13 protein-coding genes and 1 riboswitch are annotated in these 14,920 nt (G+C 42.8%); of the genes, 10 read left to right on the top strand and 3 right to left on the bottom strand.

Features of this window, described 5'->3' with window-relative positions; translation table 11 throughout:
- Nucleotides 1-28 precede the first annotated feature (28 nt).
- Nucleotides 29-829 (top strand): Cof-type HAD-IIB family hydrolase, encoded by an 801-nt coding sequence (locus MHI15_RS26580; RefSeq protein WP_036689337.1) that lies wholly within the window; start codon nucleotides 29-31, stop codon nucleotides 827-829.
- A 152-nt stretch (nucleotides 830-981) separates the two neighbouring features.
- Here MHI15_RS26580 and MHI15_RS26575 read toward each other — a convergent pair whose 3' ends face one another.
- Together MHI15_RS26575 and MHI15_RS26570 are read right to left on the bottom strand one after the other, a co-directional pair.
- Nucleotides 982-2,595, bottom strand: a complete 1,614-nt coding sequence (locus MHI15_RS26575) for a DUF4179 domain-containing protein (RefSeq protein WP_341165094.1) — start codon at nucleotides 2,593-2,595, stop codon at nucleotides 982-984.
- Nucleotides 2,579-3,097 carry an RNA polymerase sigma factor gene (locus tag MHI15_RS26570; RefSeq protein WP_340034284.1) on the bottom strand — a complete coding sequence of 173 codons (519 nt, stop codon included), beginning with the start codon at nucleotides 3,095-3,097 and terminating at the stop codon, nucleotides 2,579-2,581. Before MHI15_RS26570 ends, MHI15_RS26575 begins: the two co-directional genes overlap by 17 nt.
- A 203-nt stretch (nucleotides 3,098-3,300) precedes the next feature.
- Nucleotides 3,301-3,392, top strand: a riboswitch (cyclic di-GMP riboswitch).
- Between the two features lie 117 nt (nucleotides 3,393-3,509).
- On the opposite strand from MHI15_RS26570, the gene MHI15_RS26565 reads away from it, so the two are divergent.
- A complete protein-coding gene (locus MHI15_RS26565) occupies nucleotides 3,510-4,358 on the top strand; it encodes a DUF6612 family protein (RefSeq protein ID WP_076301216.1) in 849 nt (282 codons plus the stop codon).
- A gap of 154 nt (nucleotides 4,359-4,512) precedes the next feature.
- Nucleotides 4,513-5,634, top strand: coding sequence for an NADH-dependent flavin oxidoreductase (locus tag MHI15_RS26560; protein WP_254848841.1), 1,122 nt, complete (start codon nucleotides 4,513-4,515; stop codon nucleotides 5,632-5,634).
- Between the two features lie 78 nt (nucleotides 5,635-5,712).
- Here the strand turns inward: MHI15_RS26560 and MHI15_RS26555 are convergent, their stop codons facing one another.
- Nucleotides 5,713-6,729: a CapA family protein gene (locus tag MHI15_RS26555; protein ID WP_341165093.1), complete on the bottom strand. Its 1,017-nt coding sequence runs from the start codon at nucleotides 6,727-6,729 to the stop codon at nucleotides 5,713-5,715.
- 269 nt (nucleotides 6,730-6,998) lie between these two features.
- Here MHI15_RS26555 and MHI15_RS26550 point away from each other — a divergent pair, with 269 nt between their 5' ends.
- The 7 genes from MHI15_RS26550 to MHI15_RS26520 all read left to right on the top strand — a co-directional run bounded on the left by MHI15_RS26550 (nucleotide 6,999) and on the right by MHI15_RS26520 (nucleotide 14,871).
- Entirely contained in the window at nucleotides 6,999-8,237 is a 1,239-nt protein-coding gene (locus tag MHI15_RS26550; protein WP_036689344.1) for an FprA family A-type flavoprotein, read from the top strand.
- Nucleotides 8,238-8,253: 16 nt separating this feature from the next.
- Entirely contained in the window at nucleotides 8,254-9,468 is a 1,215-nt protein-coding gene (locus MHI15_RS26545; protein ID WP_076186683.1) for an NAD(P)/FAD-dependent oxidoreductase, read from the top strand.
- A 28-nt stretch (nucleotides 9,469-9,496) separates the two neighbouring features.
- A complete protein-coding gene (gene rd / locus MHI15_RS26540) occupies nucleotides 9,497-9,679 on the top strand; it encodes a rubredoxin (RefSeq protein ID WP_076130123.1) in 183 nt (60 codons plus the stop codon).
- 47 nt (nucleotides 9,680-9,726) lie between these two features.
- The gene (locus MHI15_RS26535) at nucleotides 9,727-10,437 is read left to right on the top strand and encodes a Crp/Fnr family transcriptional regulator (RefSeq protein ID WP_051491610.1); all 711 of its coding nucleotides are present in this window, start codon (nucleotides 9,727-9,729) and stop codon (nucleotides 10,435-10,437) included.
- Nucleotides 10,438-10,604: 167 nt separating this feature from the next.
- The gene (locus MHI15_RS26530) at nucleotides 10,605-12,014 is read left to right on the top strand and encodes an extracellular solute-binding protein (protein WP_341165092.1); all 1,410 of its coding nucleotides are present in this window, start codon (nucleotides 10,605-10,607) and stop codon (nucleotides 12,012-12,014) included.
- A 222-nt stretch (nucleotides 12,015-12,236) separates the two neighbouring features.
- Nucleotides 12,237-13,301 (top strand): SGNH/GDSL hydrolase family protein, encoded by a 1,065-nt coding sequence (locus MHI15_RS26525; protein ID WP_076191358.1) that lies wholly within the window; start codon nucleotides 12,237-12,239, stop codon nucleotides 13,299-13,301.
- Nucleotides 13,302-13,317: 16 nt separating this feature from the next.
- Nucleotides 13,318-14,871: an extracellular solute-binding protein gene (locus MHI15_RS26520; RefSeq protein WP_341165091.1), complete on the top strand. Its 1,554-nt coding sequence runs from the start codon at nucleotides 13,318-13,320 to the stop codon at nucleotides 14,869-14,871.
- The last annotated feature ends 49 nt before the right edge of the window (nucleotides 14,872-14,920 follow it).

The following is a 14,920-nucleotide window of genomic DNA, read 5'->3' as shown; positions in this document are numbered from 1 at the left end:
GAAAAAGAAAGACAAGGATGGTGGGAGTATGAGATACAAACTGATTGCACTAGATGTAGATGGTACACTGTTGAATGATGATCACCACTTGAGCACTGAGAATAAAGAAGCCATTGCTGAGGTTACACGTCTTGGAGGACAAATCGTGTTATGTACCGGCCGCAGTCCGCAGAACTCGATTCCTTTTATGGAGGAAATGGGGCTGTCTGGTTATGTGCTGGGTCATAATGGAGCTGCTACGGTTCGTGTGAAAGATCGGGAAGTGCTGCATCAATACGGTATGGATGCTCGTGGTCTTGACCCTTATATTGATTATTGTAGAAAGCATGATATTCATTATGATGTGAATACGGCTTTTGATATGTATGTAGATAATGTAGAAAACCTGACCAAAGAAGCCAATTATATGTATGAACACTTCCGTATCGTGCCGGCTACACTGCCAGCATGGGAAGATTTCCGTGAACCGGTTGTTAAGTTTACTGTATTTACACAACCAGAAATCCTTGACGAAGCTGAACGTGAATGGCGTACTTGGACCCATGAGTACAATATTTTGCGCAGTGGTGAATTTTTCGTTGACTTGATGCATCCGGAAGCCTCCAAGGGCAACGCCTTAAAGAATCTGGCTGTGAAGCTGGGAATTCCGCAAGAGGAAGTTCTTTCGATCGGTAATTATTTTAATGATATTTCTATGCTTACATACGCGGGTATGGGCGTTGCGATGGATAATTCTCCGGTTGAGGTCAAAGCGGCAGCGAATGCTGTCACGGGGTCTAACAACGAGCATGGTGTGCGAGATGCGCTGGTTAAATATTGTTTATCTTAATAATGGAAAGCATAAAGCGGACTTGAGTCCGTTCTATGCTTTTTTTGTTGTGAAGGAAATAAAAGAGATACCTAAACAGAAATGATTTTATCCATAAATAACCCGCCCTTAGGATTAACTAGAAAGGGCGGGACATAGATTAACTTCCTGCATTAAAGTTTAATTTCCTCGTTCCGGCTAGGATCGCTATATTTATAGATACCAGGGTTCAGTTCGATTTTTTCGTCGAAAGGGATATCTTTGTAGCTATCAATATTAGTTCCTGTAGATATCATGCCCTTAGGTGTAATTTCAGGCACCACTTCTTTGCCATTAATCCGTAACGTAGTTTGGTTAACGCTTTTGAAGCCAGAAGATTTGGATGTTGATTCGACAATCAAATTTTCGCCCTCAGTATAGTAAGTGAATTCAATTTTTAACCCATCGACATCAAGTGAAGTGAACTGCTTTTCTTCTTTAGGTTTGTTTATAGTGATCCAATTCTTAGTAGTATCACGTTTCTCAATGACAGCATCCTTTAATATAAGTTTCATTGGAACATCGGACCAGTCGTTATACCATTCCGGAGATTCGAATTGAAATAAATGCTGGTAGCTTTCGGAATGATCTCCTTTCAAATTCCAACCCCCAGTGATTGTTTGATCACCTATAACCAACTGAGCGGTATTATAGTGGACAATTCCTTTTTTAAGCGAATCATTTTCATCTATTAGAATTTGGATATCCAAAGGGGTAACCACTAGCTGATCTAAGGTTATACCGGTCTTTTCTTGAAATTCAGGACTGTTATACAGTTTCTTAGTGTAAATCGCCTCACTTGCTTTTTTTCCATCTGCGTTAAAATCGAACTTCCACGTACCTGAAAATCGTTTCGCTTCTTCAATGTAACTAAAATGAAGACTAGCTTCCTTCCAATCTGATTCAGTTATATTGAAAACCTGTTCAATAAATAAATCCGATCCTTCGTTAGGCATGATGGTTGGAATTGCTTCATTCTTTTGACCACCAGTACTAACTACCAAATGTGGATTACCCCGTCCTAAGTCAGATGGTGATGCAGCGACTTTGTAACGGATAATGGTTTGATTGGAAACCTGTCGAACGGATTCGATTTGAATGCTTGGATATTGCTTAACTCCAGTATCGATAGTATCCCCTGCTTGATGATTAGATTGTAAGGGAATATTCTGATCACGGTAAAAAATGAGATTCCGTGCTTCAAACCTGTAGTCCTTTTTATCATCCTTTAATGTATCAGGTGTCTCATATACTCCAATGAGTTTCTGGCTTTCAGGATCGTATTCTAAATAACCGTATACCTTTGCCTTGGCACCGGATTCATTAGTCATGATGTTTTCCTCTGTAGCAAATCCAGTATATTTGGATAGATCAGATTTAGTATCAAGTGATAACAGCATTTTCATTTTTTCTCCATCAGTTACAACACCGTTCAAATTCATTGTTACTCCTGAACTGGAAGTTTGAAGATTATACTGTTGACCGATGCCGTTATTTAATGCATTGCTCACACTTCGACCACCAATTTTATCCCAATTAATCGTCATACTAGCGAATACAGGAATGGCTACAAGTAAGAGGCAAGAGAAGACAATACTGATAGGAATAACCTTTTTATTAGACCTAGGAGTATTCTGGGAGGCATGCAGATTTCTTTGACGTGTATAAGCTTCTTGTTTTATGGCAGTCCACATCAAATCATAATCCGGTCGGGGAATATGTTTATCTTTTTCAATATACAGACTCATTACTATTCAGCTCCTTTAGTTGGGTTCCACCCATTCTATTTAGTATTTTAAGTCCCTTGTTCAGTCTGGATTTTACAGTTCCTTCGGGTATGCTCATAACTTTAGAGATCTCGGGTACAGTCAATTCGTTTATAAAACGAAGGACTACTACCATTCTGATTTTGTCGGAAAGCTGACTGTATAACCCTTGTAATTCTTTTTTAGTTTCCTGTCGATCCAAACGTTTTTCTACAGGGTTTGATTCCTCAGACCTGGATAGTAAATAATTACGTACTTCTTTCATCCACCCCGTCTTACGCCTTTTGATCACACTGTTGCACTCATTCGAAGCAATTCGTAAAATCCAAGCTTTCAAGTTTCTTACCTTCGACTTATCCGCTAAGATAACTTTTACAAATACCTCTTGGGAAATATCCTCCGCATCTGCCTGATTTTTCATTAAGTAGTAACAAAAATAATATACTTGTTCTTTATAGAGCTCGAAAATTTCCCGGTCACTCATTTTGCTGCACCCCCTGTCTTTACTGTTCTCATTAATAAGACTTATAAGCGTATGTAATCGTTCATTTTTCATTTTGATTGTAGTATTTCTTCTGAGTATCATAGCGAATTCGAATGGAAGATAAGTCGTTTACAGGTAATTATAACCATGATAAAATTAGCGGTGGGACATGCGTCCGTAATCTATTAAAACTAATTGAATGTCCGCGTTAAAGGTAAAATCATCGAAAGATGATGACACAAAGCCATGGGTCTAAAGCCTTTCGACAGAAGGAAATGATCGCCAGGCCGCCATAGGGATGTCTTATGAAGCATAAAGGATAGCTCTAAGAATATGTAGTCTATTTTGAGCTCTTTTATTATTTCGACCTATACGGCGTTACATTATCGCAAGGGGCCGAAAGGGGAAGTACATGAACAGTTTTTTCAAAACAATAGGTACTAGTTTGGCAGTAGGTGCTTTATTGCTGTCCGGAACGATCGGATGGATGTCTAATCCAGGAGTAGTGTCAGCAGCTACCTCAACAGTAGTAACCGCGGATCAGATGATCAGCAAAGTAACGGCAGCCTCCAAAGCAATAAAGAATTTCCATCTGGATGTGACCAAAAAACAGGATATTCAAAGCGGCGGGGTGCGTATCAGCAACACCAACACTCTGAAGCTGGATATCAACCGTCTGCCGAATTTTGCCGCAGCAGGCACTGTCGCTAGTAGTCTTTTAGAAACATCGTACAGTCTATATGCCAATGACAAGGAGTTTTACTATCTTGTAGACGGAAGTGAACTGATCGATGAATCTGAAGATGAAGGTTACGACGATGACGGGGAGCCAATCGATCCTGATGCACAATATTGGCTTGGACTGGAGAAAACGGAATGGGATGCCTTTTACTCTAAAGGCCAATACGATCCTGTTTCCATGCTTGATTCGGTCAAAAGTTATAAAAAATCCATGAAAGTCAGCACTGCTGGCGCACAAACAGTCTTACAATTCACGGTAACCGATCCGACAGCAGCTAAGGGGATAATCAAACTCTATGACCAGGAGAACCTCTGGGATGGAGAGACAGTTCAACCCAAAAGCGTAACGTGGAAATTATTCGTCAATACTAAGACCTGGCAAACGGAAAAGCTGATAGTCGATCTGAGTTATGTGCTGGTAAGTGATGGAGCCAAAGATACATACACCACGAAAATCGAAGCTAAATATTCCAAAAATAATAAAGGTGCAGCCATTGTAAAACCGGCCGAACTAGAATAATAAGGACGATTCATAACGAGCGAAAAGCGCTGTTCAGCGGAACAGCGCTTTTTGTTGTATCCAACAGCAGTTCTTTATTAGTTGACAAGAATAAATCATTGCTGTAATTTATATGTATGCGCATGTATATAATAATTTATCTAAATATAATTTAATGAAAGTTGGGAAAAAGATGATAGCACTAGACACAGCATTAACTTTTCGCAGAGGGCTGACATTAAAAAACCGAGTGGTTATGGCTCCAATGACCACGCGAATGAGCTTTTATGACGGTGTAGTAACACAAGATGAATTGAAATACTATTCGCTAAGAACGGGCGAAGTAGGTGCGGTCATCACTGCGGCAGCAAATGTACAAGAGGGTGGAAAAGGATGGGAAGGTGAACTTAGTGTTTCCTCCGATGAATTTATTCCTAGCCTCAGCCGATTAGCATCTACTATTAAACGAAATGGAACAAAGGCTATTTTACAGCTATTCCATGCAGGAAGAATGACAGATTCAAAAATATTGCGTGGCGTACAACCCGTTTCCTCCAGCGCCATTGCTGCCGAACGCCCGAATGCAGAAATTCCAAGAGCATTAACAGAAGATGAAATTTTCGGTGTAATTGAGGATTTTAAAAAAGCGACTCAACGTGCTATTCAAGCTGGATTTGACGGGGTAGAAATTCATGGAGCAAACACATATTTAATCCAACAATTCTTCTCTCCACACTCCAACCGTCGTGAAGATCAATGGGGAGGAAGCTTAGAGAAAAGATTTAATTTCATTAACCAATTAGTGGATGCAGTTATTGCTGTCGTTGACAATTCAAAGGTTAAGGATTTTATTGTCGGGTATCGTTTTTCTCCAGAAGAATATGAAGAGCCTGGAATTAAAATCACCGATACCTTTTATCTCATTGATAAATTAGCTGATAAAAAGCTGGATTATCTGCATATTTCATTAGGGGACTTCAAGAAAGTATCTGCATCAGAAGATTTTAAAGAAAAATCAATCCTGCAATATGTGCATGAGAAAATCAATGGCCGTATACCTTTAATTGGGGTAGGAGATATCCGTACCAAACAGGACGCAGAGGACACGTTGACAAATGCTGAATTAGTAGCAGTAGGACGCTCTCTTATCATTGATCCTCATTGGACAAGTAAAGTACTGGAGGGTAAAGAAGATCTCATCAGAAGAGTACTTGCTGATCAAGATAGAGAAGAACTTGTAGTAGAGAATGGTATTCTAGAATTCCTTAAATTAATGATGCCTGATCGTTTACGCTAAACCCAAACACAGTTTTGAGGTCTAAATCTATAACGTTCCGCGGTAAATTCCGCGGAACGTTATTTTTCTGTAACGACTCTATTCCCTCTTTAAGATTGTTGTCGTATGTTTCAACATTCGATTCATGAGATTTCGTCGTTCTGTTTTTATGTCGGTGTCGCTTCTCTTTAATGCGTCGCGGATGGGGATGATCTCTGTAATTTTCCTGCCGCTTTTTATTCTTCGATCTACACAAGTCGGGATGTAACCTACGTTAGTTATACTCGTGTGTCCTTTTTCATCCTTCTTTATTTTAAGCGTAAGAATGATACCGCTTTGTGTATAAGGAATATTCATTAGTTTAGTCGAAACAAAATTCCCCAATGAGTAAATAACGAATTGTTTTTTTCCACGAAGCGCTAACGGTTGAAGAACATGTGGGTGAGACCCCAGTATGATGTCGGCGCCATTTTTAAAGAAGAGATTGACCAGCTCTTTTTGCCTCTTGTTTGGAGTGTAACGATATTCGCTTCCGAAATGCAGATAAAGCAAGACTAGATCGACTTTCTTTTTTAAATCTCGAATCTCCCGAATAATCTTGGGCGTAGATATCCGGTTAACCAGCCATGGCTTACTCACTGGTACAGGAATTCGGTTGGTTCCTGCTGTGTAGGAGAGGATGCCAATCGTAATTCCTTTGACGTTTTTAATAAGCGTTCTCTTGGATTCTTCTAATGATTTAGCTGTTCCCGTGTGGTCGATTCCATTACGGTCCAGAACTCGTAACGTCCGAACCAGACCCGGGGCACCATAATCCATGCAATGATTGTTGGCCGTTACTAATACGTCGAATCCGGCTTCCTTAAGTGCAGGGGCCAGTTCGTCTGGACATTTGAATATCGGACCGCCTGATCGGGGACTTTTCCGGCATTCGGGGCCGCTTCCAGCAAAGGTGGTTTCGAGATTGCCAATCGTCAAATCAGCCTGTTTCAGATAAGGAGCTACTTTTGCAAACAGGGGGCAGAACGAATAGGTTCCGTCAGGCTGTTTAGCATCCGAAATAATATAACGTTTGACCATTAGATCTCCCACAGCAGCTATTTGTATTTCAGTCATGGATATCCACCTTTTTATTATTTTCATTAGGATATGGCATAAAGTTGTTATGGGTTATTCTTTCTTTAAGGCGAAGTGCAAACATTTGTGTGGCTTTTTATTTAAAATGTGACTCAACGCATAATCACTTTATTTAGATCGTCTAAATTTAAGGTATTCATTTTTTTCAAACTTTTATAATTTGATTCAAATCCTCTTTTTTGTTTGGCAGCCATAATAAAATAAGGTTGTTGATAAACATTATCAATCAAACATTGGAGGTTAAAGAAATGAGTACACAATTCAAAAAAATCGCCGAGGATACTTACTGGATAGGCAAAATCGATAACCGCCAGGTTCCATTTCACCGCCTGATTCTGGCAAAAGGAACTACCTATAATTCTTATTTATTAAAAACAGGTAAGCCAACTGTCATTGATACCGTAGATATGGAATTCGGACGTGAATATGCCGAGTGCCTGGGTGAAATGATTGATCTTCTAGATATCCATTACATTGTAATTAATCATACAGAGCCTGATCACTCTGGTGGACTGGCAGCTCTCGCTGCCAAGGCTGCAAATGCCACGATCGTATGCACCGAGATTGCTGTTCCCGAATTGCAGGAAATGTACAAGCTTCATAGCCGGAACTTCCTGGTGGTTAAAGACGGAGATAAGCTGGATATTGGCGGGAAAACGCTGCTGTTTAAAGAAACACCGTATCTCCATACCGCAGAAACGATGATCACCTATTGTATCGAAGATCAAATCTTATTTCCTTGTGATATTTTCAGCACGCATGTTGCGGTGGAGAATCTATTCAGCGATGAAGCCGGGTTTGATATTACGGAAGATTTCGAGGGCTATTACGCAGCAATTATTCATCCTCACAGAAGATATGTAAGAACCCTGTTAGAGGCTGTTAAGGATCTTGAGATCCGGATGATCGCTCCTTCCCATGGGTTTGTGATCCGGAAGGACATACGTAAATATATCGGGATGTACGCCACATTGAGCCGTGAAACGACGCAAGGAAAAAAGGCAACCATCGTATATACCACCATCAAAAACAGTACCAAGAAGATGGCCAAAATCATACAGGATTGCTTGCAGGAAAATAATATAGAGACAGAGGTCTGGGATGCAGATAAAAGTAGTGCCACCGATATTCTGAACAGCATAACGTCAGCGGACGCGGTCTTTATTGGCAGCTCCACTAAATACGCGGACATGATTGGGAACCTGGAGAACATTCTGAAAGAATTGCACAATATGAATCTGGAAGGTAAACTTGCTGCAGCCTTTGGCTCCTACGGCTGGAGTGGTGAAGCCATTGAAGTCATTCAGGATTATCTGAATGGAACAAACATGACGGTGCAAAGCACATCTGAGGTTATTAAAACCACGGGGATGACACATGTAGAGTTCCCTGTACGAATTAGATTTTCCCCGAAAGAGCCAGAGAAAGTTCAAAAAATTAAAAATGCGGCTGAATTTGTTTCGGATTTGCTGCTGAGTTCATTTTAGGGAGGAGGAACATAGGATGACAAAACATTACGTTATTGTTGGCGGAGGAGTAGCCGCCGTCCATGCCGCCAAAGCCATCCGTGATCAAGACGCAGAATCGGAAATTTCGATCCTCGGGGAGGAAAGTCAACTGCCCTATAACCGGATTAAGCTGACCAAAGGGCTGTTTACCGACCTGCACAGTGAGAAGGTGCTGATTAAAAAGGAAAAATGGTACCGCGATAACCGTATCTCCGTAAAAACCTCGACCCGAATCCGTTCTGTCCACCCGGACCGGCAAATAGTTGTGACAGAAGATGGGCAGAGTGTTTCTTATCATAAGCTTTTATTGTGTATGGGAGCGAAGAATCGTGCACTCTCCCTTGAGGGCTTCGCCCTGAACAATGTTCATACCCTCCGGGATATGAACGACGCGGACAGATTGAAAGAAAACCTGCAGGATGGCAGCCATGTAGCCGTAATCGGTGGGGGAGTGCAGGGAATCGAAACCGCTTGGGCGCTGCATGAAGCTGGATATCAGGTAACGGTGATCGAAGCTTTTCACCGGTTGATGGGCAGACAGCTTGATGAGAAATCCTCACAGCTCCTTAAAGAGAACCTTGAACAAGCAGGTGTGAAGGTTATTCTTCGAGCTGATGTAGCGTCTATAACAGGAACTGAGTATGTTACCGGAATTACGCTGCACGACCAATCTCATTTTTCCTGTGACCATGTAGTCTACTCTATTGGTATTGTACCGAATACGAAACTGGTAAGTGGCTCGAATATTCAAGTCCGGCAGGGCATTATCGTTAATGAACAAATGCAAACAAATGATCCGCATGTGTATGCAGCCGGAGATGTGGCTGAAATTAACGGGCATGTGGAAGGACTGTGGGGCGGAGCGATTGAGCAGGGCAGGATTGCCGGCAGTAATATGGTCGCCAATCTGACGGCGTATCGTAGAGCTGTTCCGGTTACCTTGTTTACCGCCTTTGGTATCTCTTTATTTTCGATAGGCAACGTGGATGAACAGTGTTGCGATACGGCGGTAAGCGGAGATGACAATGGGGCGTATACGCGTATCTATGTGAAAGATAACACAATGATCGGTGCGATATCCTGGCAAGGTGCAGCTGCTTCTCTTGGGTATAAAACCGCTGTAGAGTATGGCATCTCCCTTGAGGGGATCGATGTTAACGGGAGTAGCATCGAGGAGATTATGGCTGAAGTACAAACCAGGTTGAACTAAACTATTAACTTTTTAGGAGATGATAAAGATGAAAAAATACATTTGTCTACCCTGTGGTTATATCTATGATCCGGCATTAGGCGATCCCGATGAGGATGTTGTTGCAGGCACTGCATTTGAAGATTTGCCTGAAGATTGGGTCTGTCCGGTATGCGGTGAAGATACCAGTCATTTTGCGCCGGTTGAAGATAAAAAAACTTCTGTATCCTAAAGGAAAGTAGGAGTTGTACAAAAAAATGAACAACAGGGGGGACAGTTATGAAGGAGTATTCTTGCCAATACGCTGCTGAACCTTGTACCCGCAAGGTGCCTATTTTTGCTGCGTTAAGCGATGACGATCTCTCCCGGATCAGCGCTATGATCAAGCATCGTAAGTTTACTAAAGGTCAACCTTTAATTCTGGAAGGGGCGCCGTCAGATACGCTGTACATTATTCAGCGAGGGCATGTTAAATTATCCAAAACAACTCCTGAGGGCAAGGAACAAATTTTGCACATCTTGACGAATGGAGACTTTTTCGGAGAACTGAGCATTTTTAACAGCGATGAGCTGAGTAACTTCAGTGCTTATGCTCTGAAAGACACTAACATTTGCATGCTGACCCGAACGGATATGGAGCAGCTAATGAGGGATAATCCGGATATTTCGCTCAGACTACTGAAGAGTGTGACCAAAAGACTAGCCCATACGGAAAATCTGGCGCAAAGCCTGGCGACCAAAGATCCCGAAATACGAATTGCTTATATGATCATGGAACTCAGCGACAAATATGGTAAGCAGCGTGGCACTCATATTCATATTGACCTTCCGTTGTCTCGTGAAGAGCTGGCCAGTTATGTTGGGGTCACCCGCGAAACTATTAGCAGAAAATTCTCAAGGTTTGAAGATTCAGGTCTTATTGAGCTAATCGGAAACAAGCAAATGCTCATTATAGATCCAGCCGGTTTGGAGAGTTATATGGGGTATTAAGAGGATTACGGTGTATTGACCGCTCTGTATGACACCGTTGGTGCAGAACATACGCTATATGGGGCCAGACTCCGATACTTGTCGTTCCCAAAGGATTTCAGTATGATAAATACTATATAAACTTGTCCCTATGGGCTCGATTAATCGGAAGATGGCGAGGAAACCCAATGCAGAAAAGGAATAGCAGAAAATTTTTCCGTATCAGGCTAGAGGAAATGATTCAAACCTTGCGACATGAAATTCATTCGGGAAGTATAGCGATCGGCAGTTATCTTCCTTCAGAAAGCGACTTAGAGGTGCGCTTCGGACTTAGTAACGCTTCTGTGCGCAACGGGCTTAAGGTGCTGGTGGATGAAGGCTTAATTGAGAAAATTCCGCGTGTTGGCAATCGGGTAATTCCTCCGGTAGAGGAAGGCAGAACGACGATCAAGTTCGGATATGTGAACACCATCCCCAAGCTTGTAGAGATGCAAGAGCTACTGAATGAGTTCGGCAAACGCTATCCGCATATCGACGTTCAGCCGCTCGAGTTGTCTTCAGGAAACTACTCGACATCTTTGAAGGAATATTTGCAGTCGGAAATCATGGATGTCGTACTGATGAATAATAACAATTATCAGGATTTTTTGGAGCAAGGCTGTACGGAGCTGCTGGAGCCGATGGAGGAACAGCCGGACACGTATCGTTTTCTTACCGACCCGTTCCGGTATGGTGACCGTAATCGCGTTCGCCCCTTCATTTATTCTCCAGTCGTGCTTTGTTATAATAAACAGCACTTTAAGGAAGCCGGCGTATCACCACCAGACAGTAGCTGGACCTGGGACGATTTGTTTGCTAATGGTCGAAAGGTAGCAGAAGGTCAAGACTGGTACGGTTTTTATTTTTATTTGCCTTCTCGTAACCGGTGGCCGTTGTTCCTGCTTCAAAGCGGCACAACGTTTGCGGCAGAACAGGATGACGAAGGGAAATACCGGTTCAGCGGCTCAAAGCTACTCGACAGTTTAGGAACCATCCGAAAGCTGATAGGCATGAAAGATGTATTTCCAGCTGTATTGTCTGAGAGCGATGCGGATGCGGAAGCCTTGTTCTTGCAAGGCAAAGTGTCCATGATAATGACGACCTATTACTTCTTGAATCAATTGCGTCAATCCGATTTGGCATTCGATATTGCTCCATTGCCGCGGCTGCAAAATGCTGATACGCTGCTGATTATAAATGGACTGGCGGTTAACAGCAAATCACAGAACAAGGATGCATCCATGCTGCTCGTTGATTTTCTCACCTCACACGAGGCGCAACTGATCATTAGGCGCAAGACGCTGAATATTGCAGCCAACCGTTTGGTGATGGATTGGGAAGGTGAGGAAGTGGGTTATCGTCCGGCTCGTTTTCAGCTTTATCGTGAGATCTTCCCTACCTATCGTCTGGTTACAGAGCTGGGTTTGAGCAACCTCCAGTTGAAAGAGATTCAACGTGATATCATGTTGTTTGTTTCAGGTCTACTGGACAACGACGAGTTATGCCGCAGGCTTGAGGAAATATTGAATGCGGTAAATCAGGAGACTCAGCACTCTTGAGGACTGAAAGTTTATGTGAAAATCCCGGCACAGGTTCAATTCTGAATCTGTGCTTTTTGGTATGTTGAAGTATTTGTTTGTTGCACAAGACTTGACTCATATATGACTCATAATAAACATAAAAACTTGTTGACTGTGCTTTTGTTGTTATTATATGATGCAATAGAAGTCAGATATGAGTTAACGCGAACTCGATTTTATTAAGGTGGTGTAGCTGCAAAGATGGAAAAGGAAGGCGTTTATTTTCACAATGTTTCGGAGCTGGTTCATAAACCCTATCAATCTGGATTGCATCTCCAGCGTTTTCCACAGCATGTGCGCAATGGCTTGTCAGAGAAAGGAAGAACCAAAGCTATACAATCGAACGGCTGCGAATTGCGGTTTGTCACCGAATCCAAGCATGTTAGGGTCACTGTCGGATCGAATGATAGTAACGGCCGCGTTGTGGTATGCAGAGGGGATTTTTTTCATTCTCAGCATTTTCTGCAGGCGGGTACGGTAACTACTCTGCACTTGGAGGAGCCGGAACGTTTTACAGAGGTATCAAGTAAGCGGCTGAATCAGTCTGGATTTTCCTCTAACGTATGGCGTTTGCATTTTGATCGTTTCGGAGCTGTTTTCTACGACGTGGATGCTTTTGGTTGTGAAGTACGTGCGCCTAGACCGGAAGAGGTACCGAAGCTTACGATGCTCGCCTATGGATCTTCCATCAGCCAGAGCGCGGGATCCACGCATCATTTCAATGGTTACTTACAGCAGACAGCGCGCAGACTTGGTGTGGATGTGCTAAATCTTGCGCTTAGCGGATCTTGTTATTGCGAGGACGTAGTTGCCGATCATCTGGCTGAACGTGAGGATTGGGATTTTCTGTTTCTGGAACTTGGTGTCAATATGCGTGCTGTAGTGTCTCCCGAGGAATTCAAGCGTAGAGTGTCTTACATGCTGGACCGGGTTATCAAAAATCATCCTGACAAACCTGTGTTCGTTACTACGATTTATCCGAATCGTGCAACGTATTTTCTTGATACAGGCCATCTTCTTCATGTCCAAGAGGCGGTTTTTAACGAAGTGCTGCTTCGTTACTGTGAGAGCAATAAACATCCACAACTACATCTGCTGGATGGCGCATCAGTCATGCGCGATCTTACCTCGCTGACCTCCGATCTTATTCATCCTTCCGATTATGGACACACGCTAATGAGCGAGCATTTAGCAAAGCTGTTGCGGCCCATGATCGAACCCCTCCGAACTTCTAGTCATTCTACTGAAGTGTCCCCAATTTTATAATAGGGAGTTGATGGAAATGAAGCGTTGGATGCTTATCATGGTGGGAGTTTCATTATTAGCCGCCTCTATGAATGGATGTTCCTCTTCTAATAAGGGGGGAGAAGAACAAGCAGGGGAGAGTCCGGAAAAAACCACTGCTTTCTCCATATCGTTCCGGAGCGGAAACATTTCGTATGCAGACAATCATCCGGATATTAATGATGACAAATGGGTCAAAAAGCTGGAGGAACTTACAAATACAGATCTTAACATCCGTTTGATGCAGCAGAAAAATTTTGATTCGCAAATGATTCAAATGTTCGCGATCAACGACATTCCGGATGTCGTGCAAGCAAGCTCTGGGCTGACGAACCCTCAGTTGGCAGGTTCCGTGGAGGCCGGAGTATTCATGCCCCTAAATGAATTGCTTGAGCAGTATGGGCAGGATCTTCTCAAGAAAGTCCCGAAGGAGGCATGGGAGAAGGAGACCGATGCGAAAGGTAATATCTATGCGATTCCGGAATGGCTGTCCAATCCGTCACGCCGGGCAACTTGGATTCGTGCGGATCTTTTGGAACAAACAGGGCTGCCAGAGCCTAAAACAGTAGATGACTTCCTGAATGTCATGCGTGCTTTTAAGAAGCTGGGTGTGGAGAATCCTTATATGGGCCGGGAGGACTTTGTATATTCGGATATGTTCTTCGGATCTTACGATACCTTTGCTAATTTCTTTATGAAACAAGGGGATCAAATTGTCCCGAAATTTATGAATATCGAAAATATGCAAAAGACGATCCAAACGTACAAGACAATGTTCGACGAAGGACTGATCAACAAGGAATTCGTCACAATTAATCCCACGAAATTTAAGAACGATATTCTTGCAGGCAAGGCGGGCATCTGGAACATGAATGCGAACCTGTTGATCCAATGGGATCAGCAGCTAAGAGAACAGGTGCCTACAGGTAAAATGAAGCTGATCGCCTCGCCCACAGGGCCAGACGGTAAGGGGGGACTTCGTCTTGTCGGTACGGTGCCGCGAGCGTATTTAATTAACAAGAATGCGAAAGACCCTGCCGGGATCGTCAAGTTTTTCAACTGGATGGTTAGTGACGAAGCGGAGAAGTTTTTTACCTTCGGAATTGAAGGGGAAAACTACACTGTAGAGAACGGAAATATTAACTATAACAGACCGAAAACAGCTGATGAAGTTGATGAAGAAACGTTCCGTCAAATCCTGCTGTGGTTCGTACAGGATACTACCTACAATAAAGGTGCGCTTAGTCTCACACCCGAAGGAAAAGATTTGATGAAGCTCTACGACACAGTACTTGCGAATGAGGGACGCGACGGGATTCAATTTGAACCGCAAGTAAAAGGCTATCAGAAAAACCCGGACATCACCCCAGGTGGAGATAAATTGCCACCAGTTATATTGACGCATGTGATCAATATGGTATACGGAAAAAAGCCGATTTCCGACTATCCGAAGGTGGTGGAGGAATGGCTGCAGAAAGGGGGAAGTGACGTCGTCAAGGAAGCAACAGAACGTTATAACAATAACGACGGTGTGATTTTGTCCCGACATTAATAAGCTGCATCTCACAAGAGGTTTGAACTCCATAATGCTTGTGATTACC

This window comes from Paenibacillus sp. FSL H7-0918, assembly GCF_038007025.1.
GTDB lineage: Bacteria > Bacillota > Bacilli > Paenibacillales > Paenibacillaceae > Paenibacillus_AQ > Paenibacillus_AQ odorifer.
The sequence above is the reverse complement of the archived record's forward strand: the minus strand, read 5'-3'. Positions and strand labels throughout refer to the sequence as shown.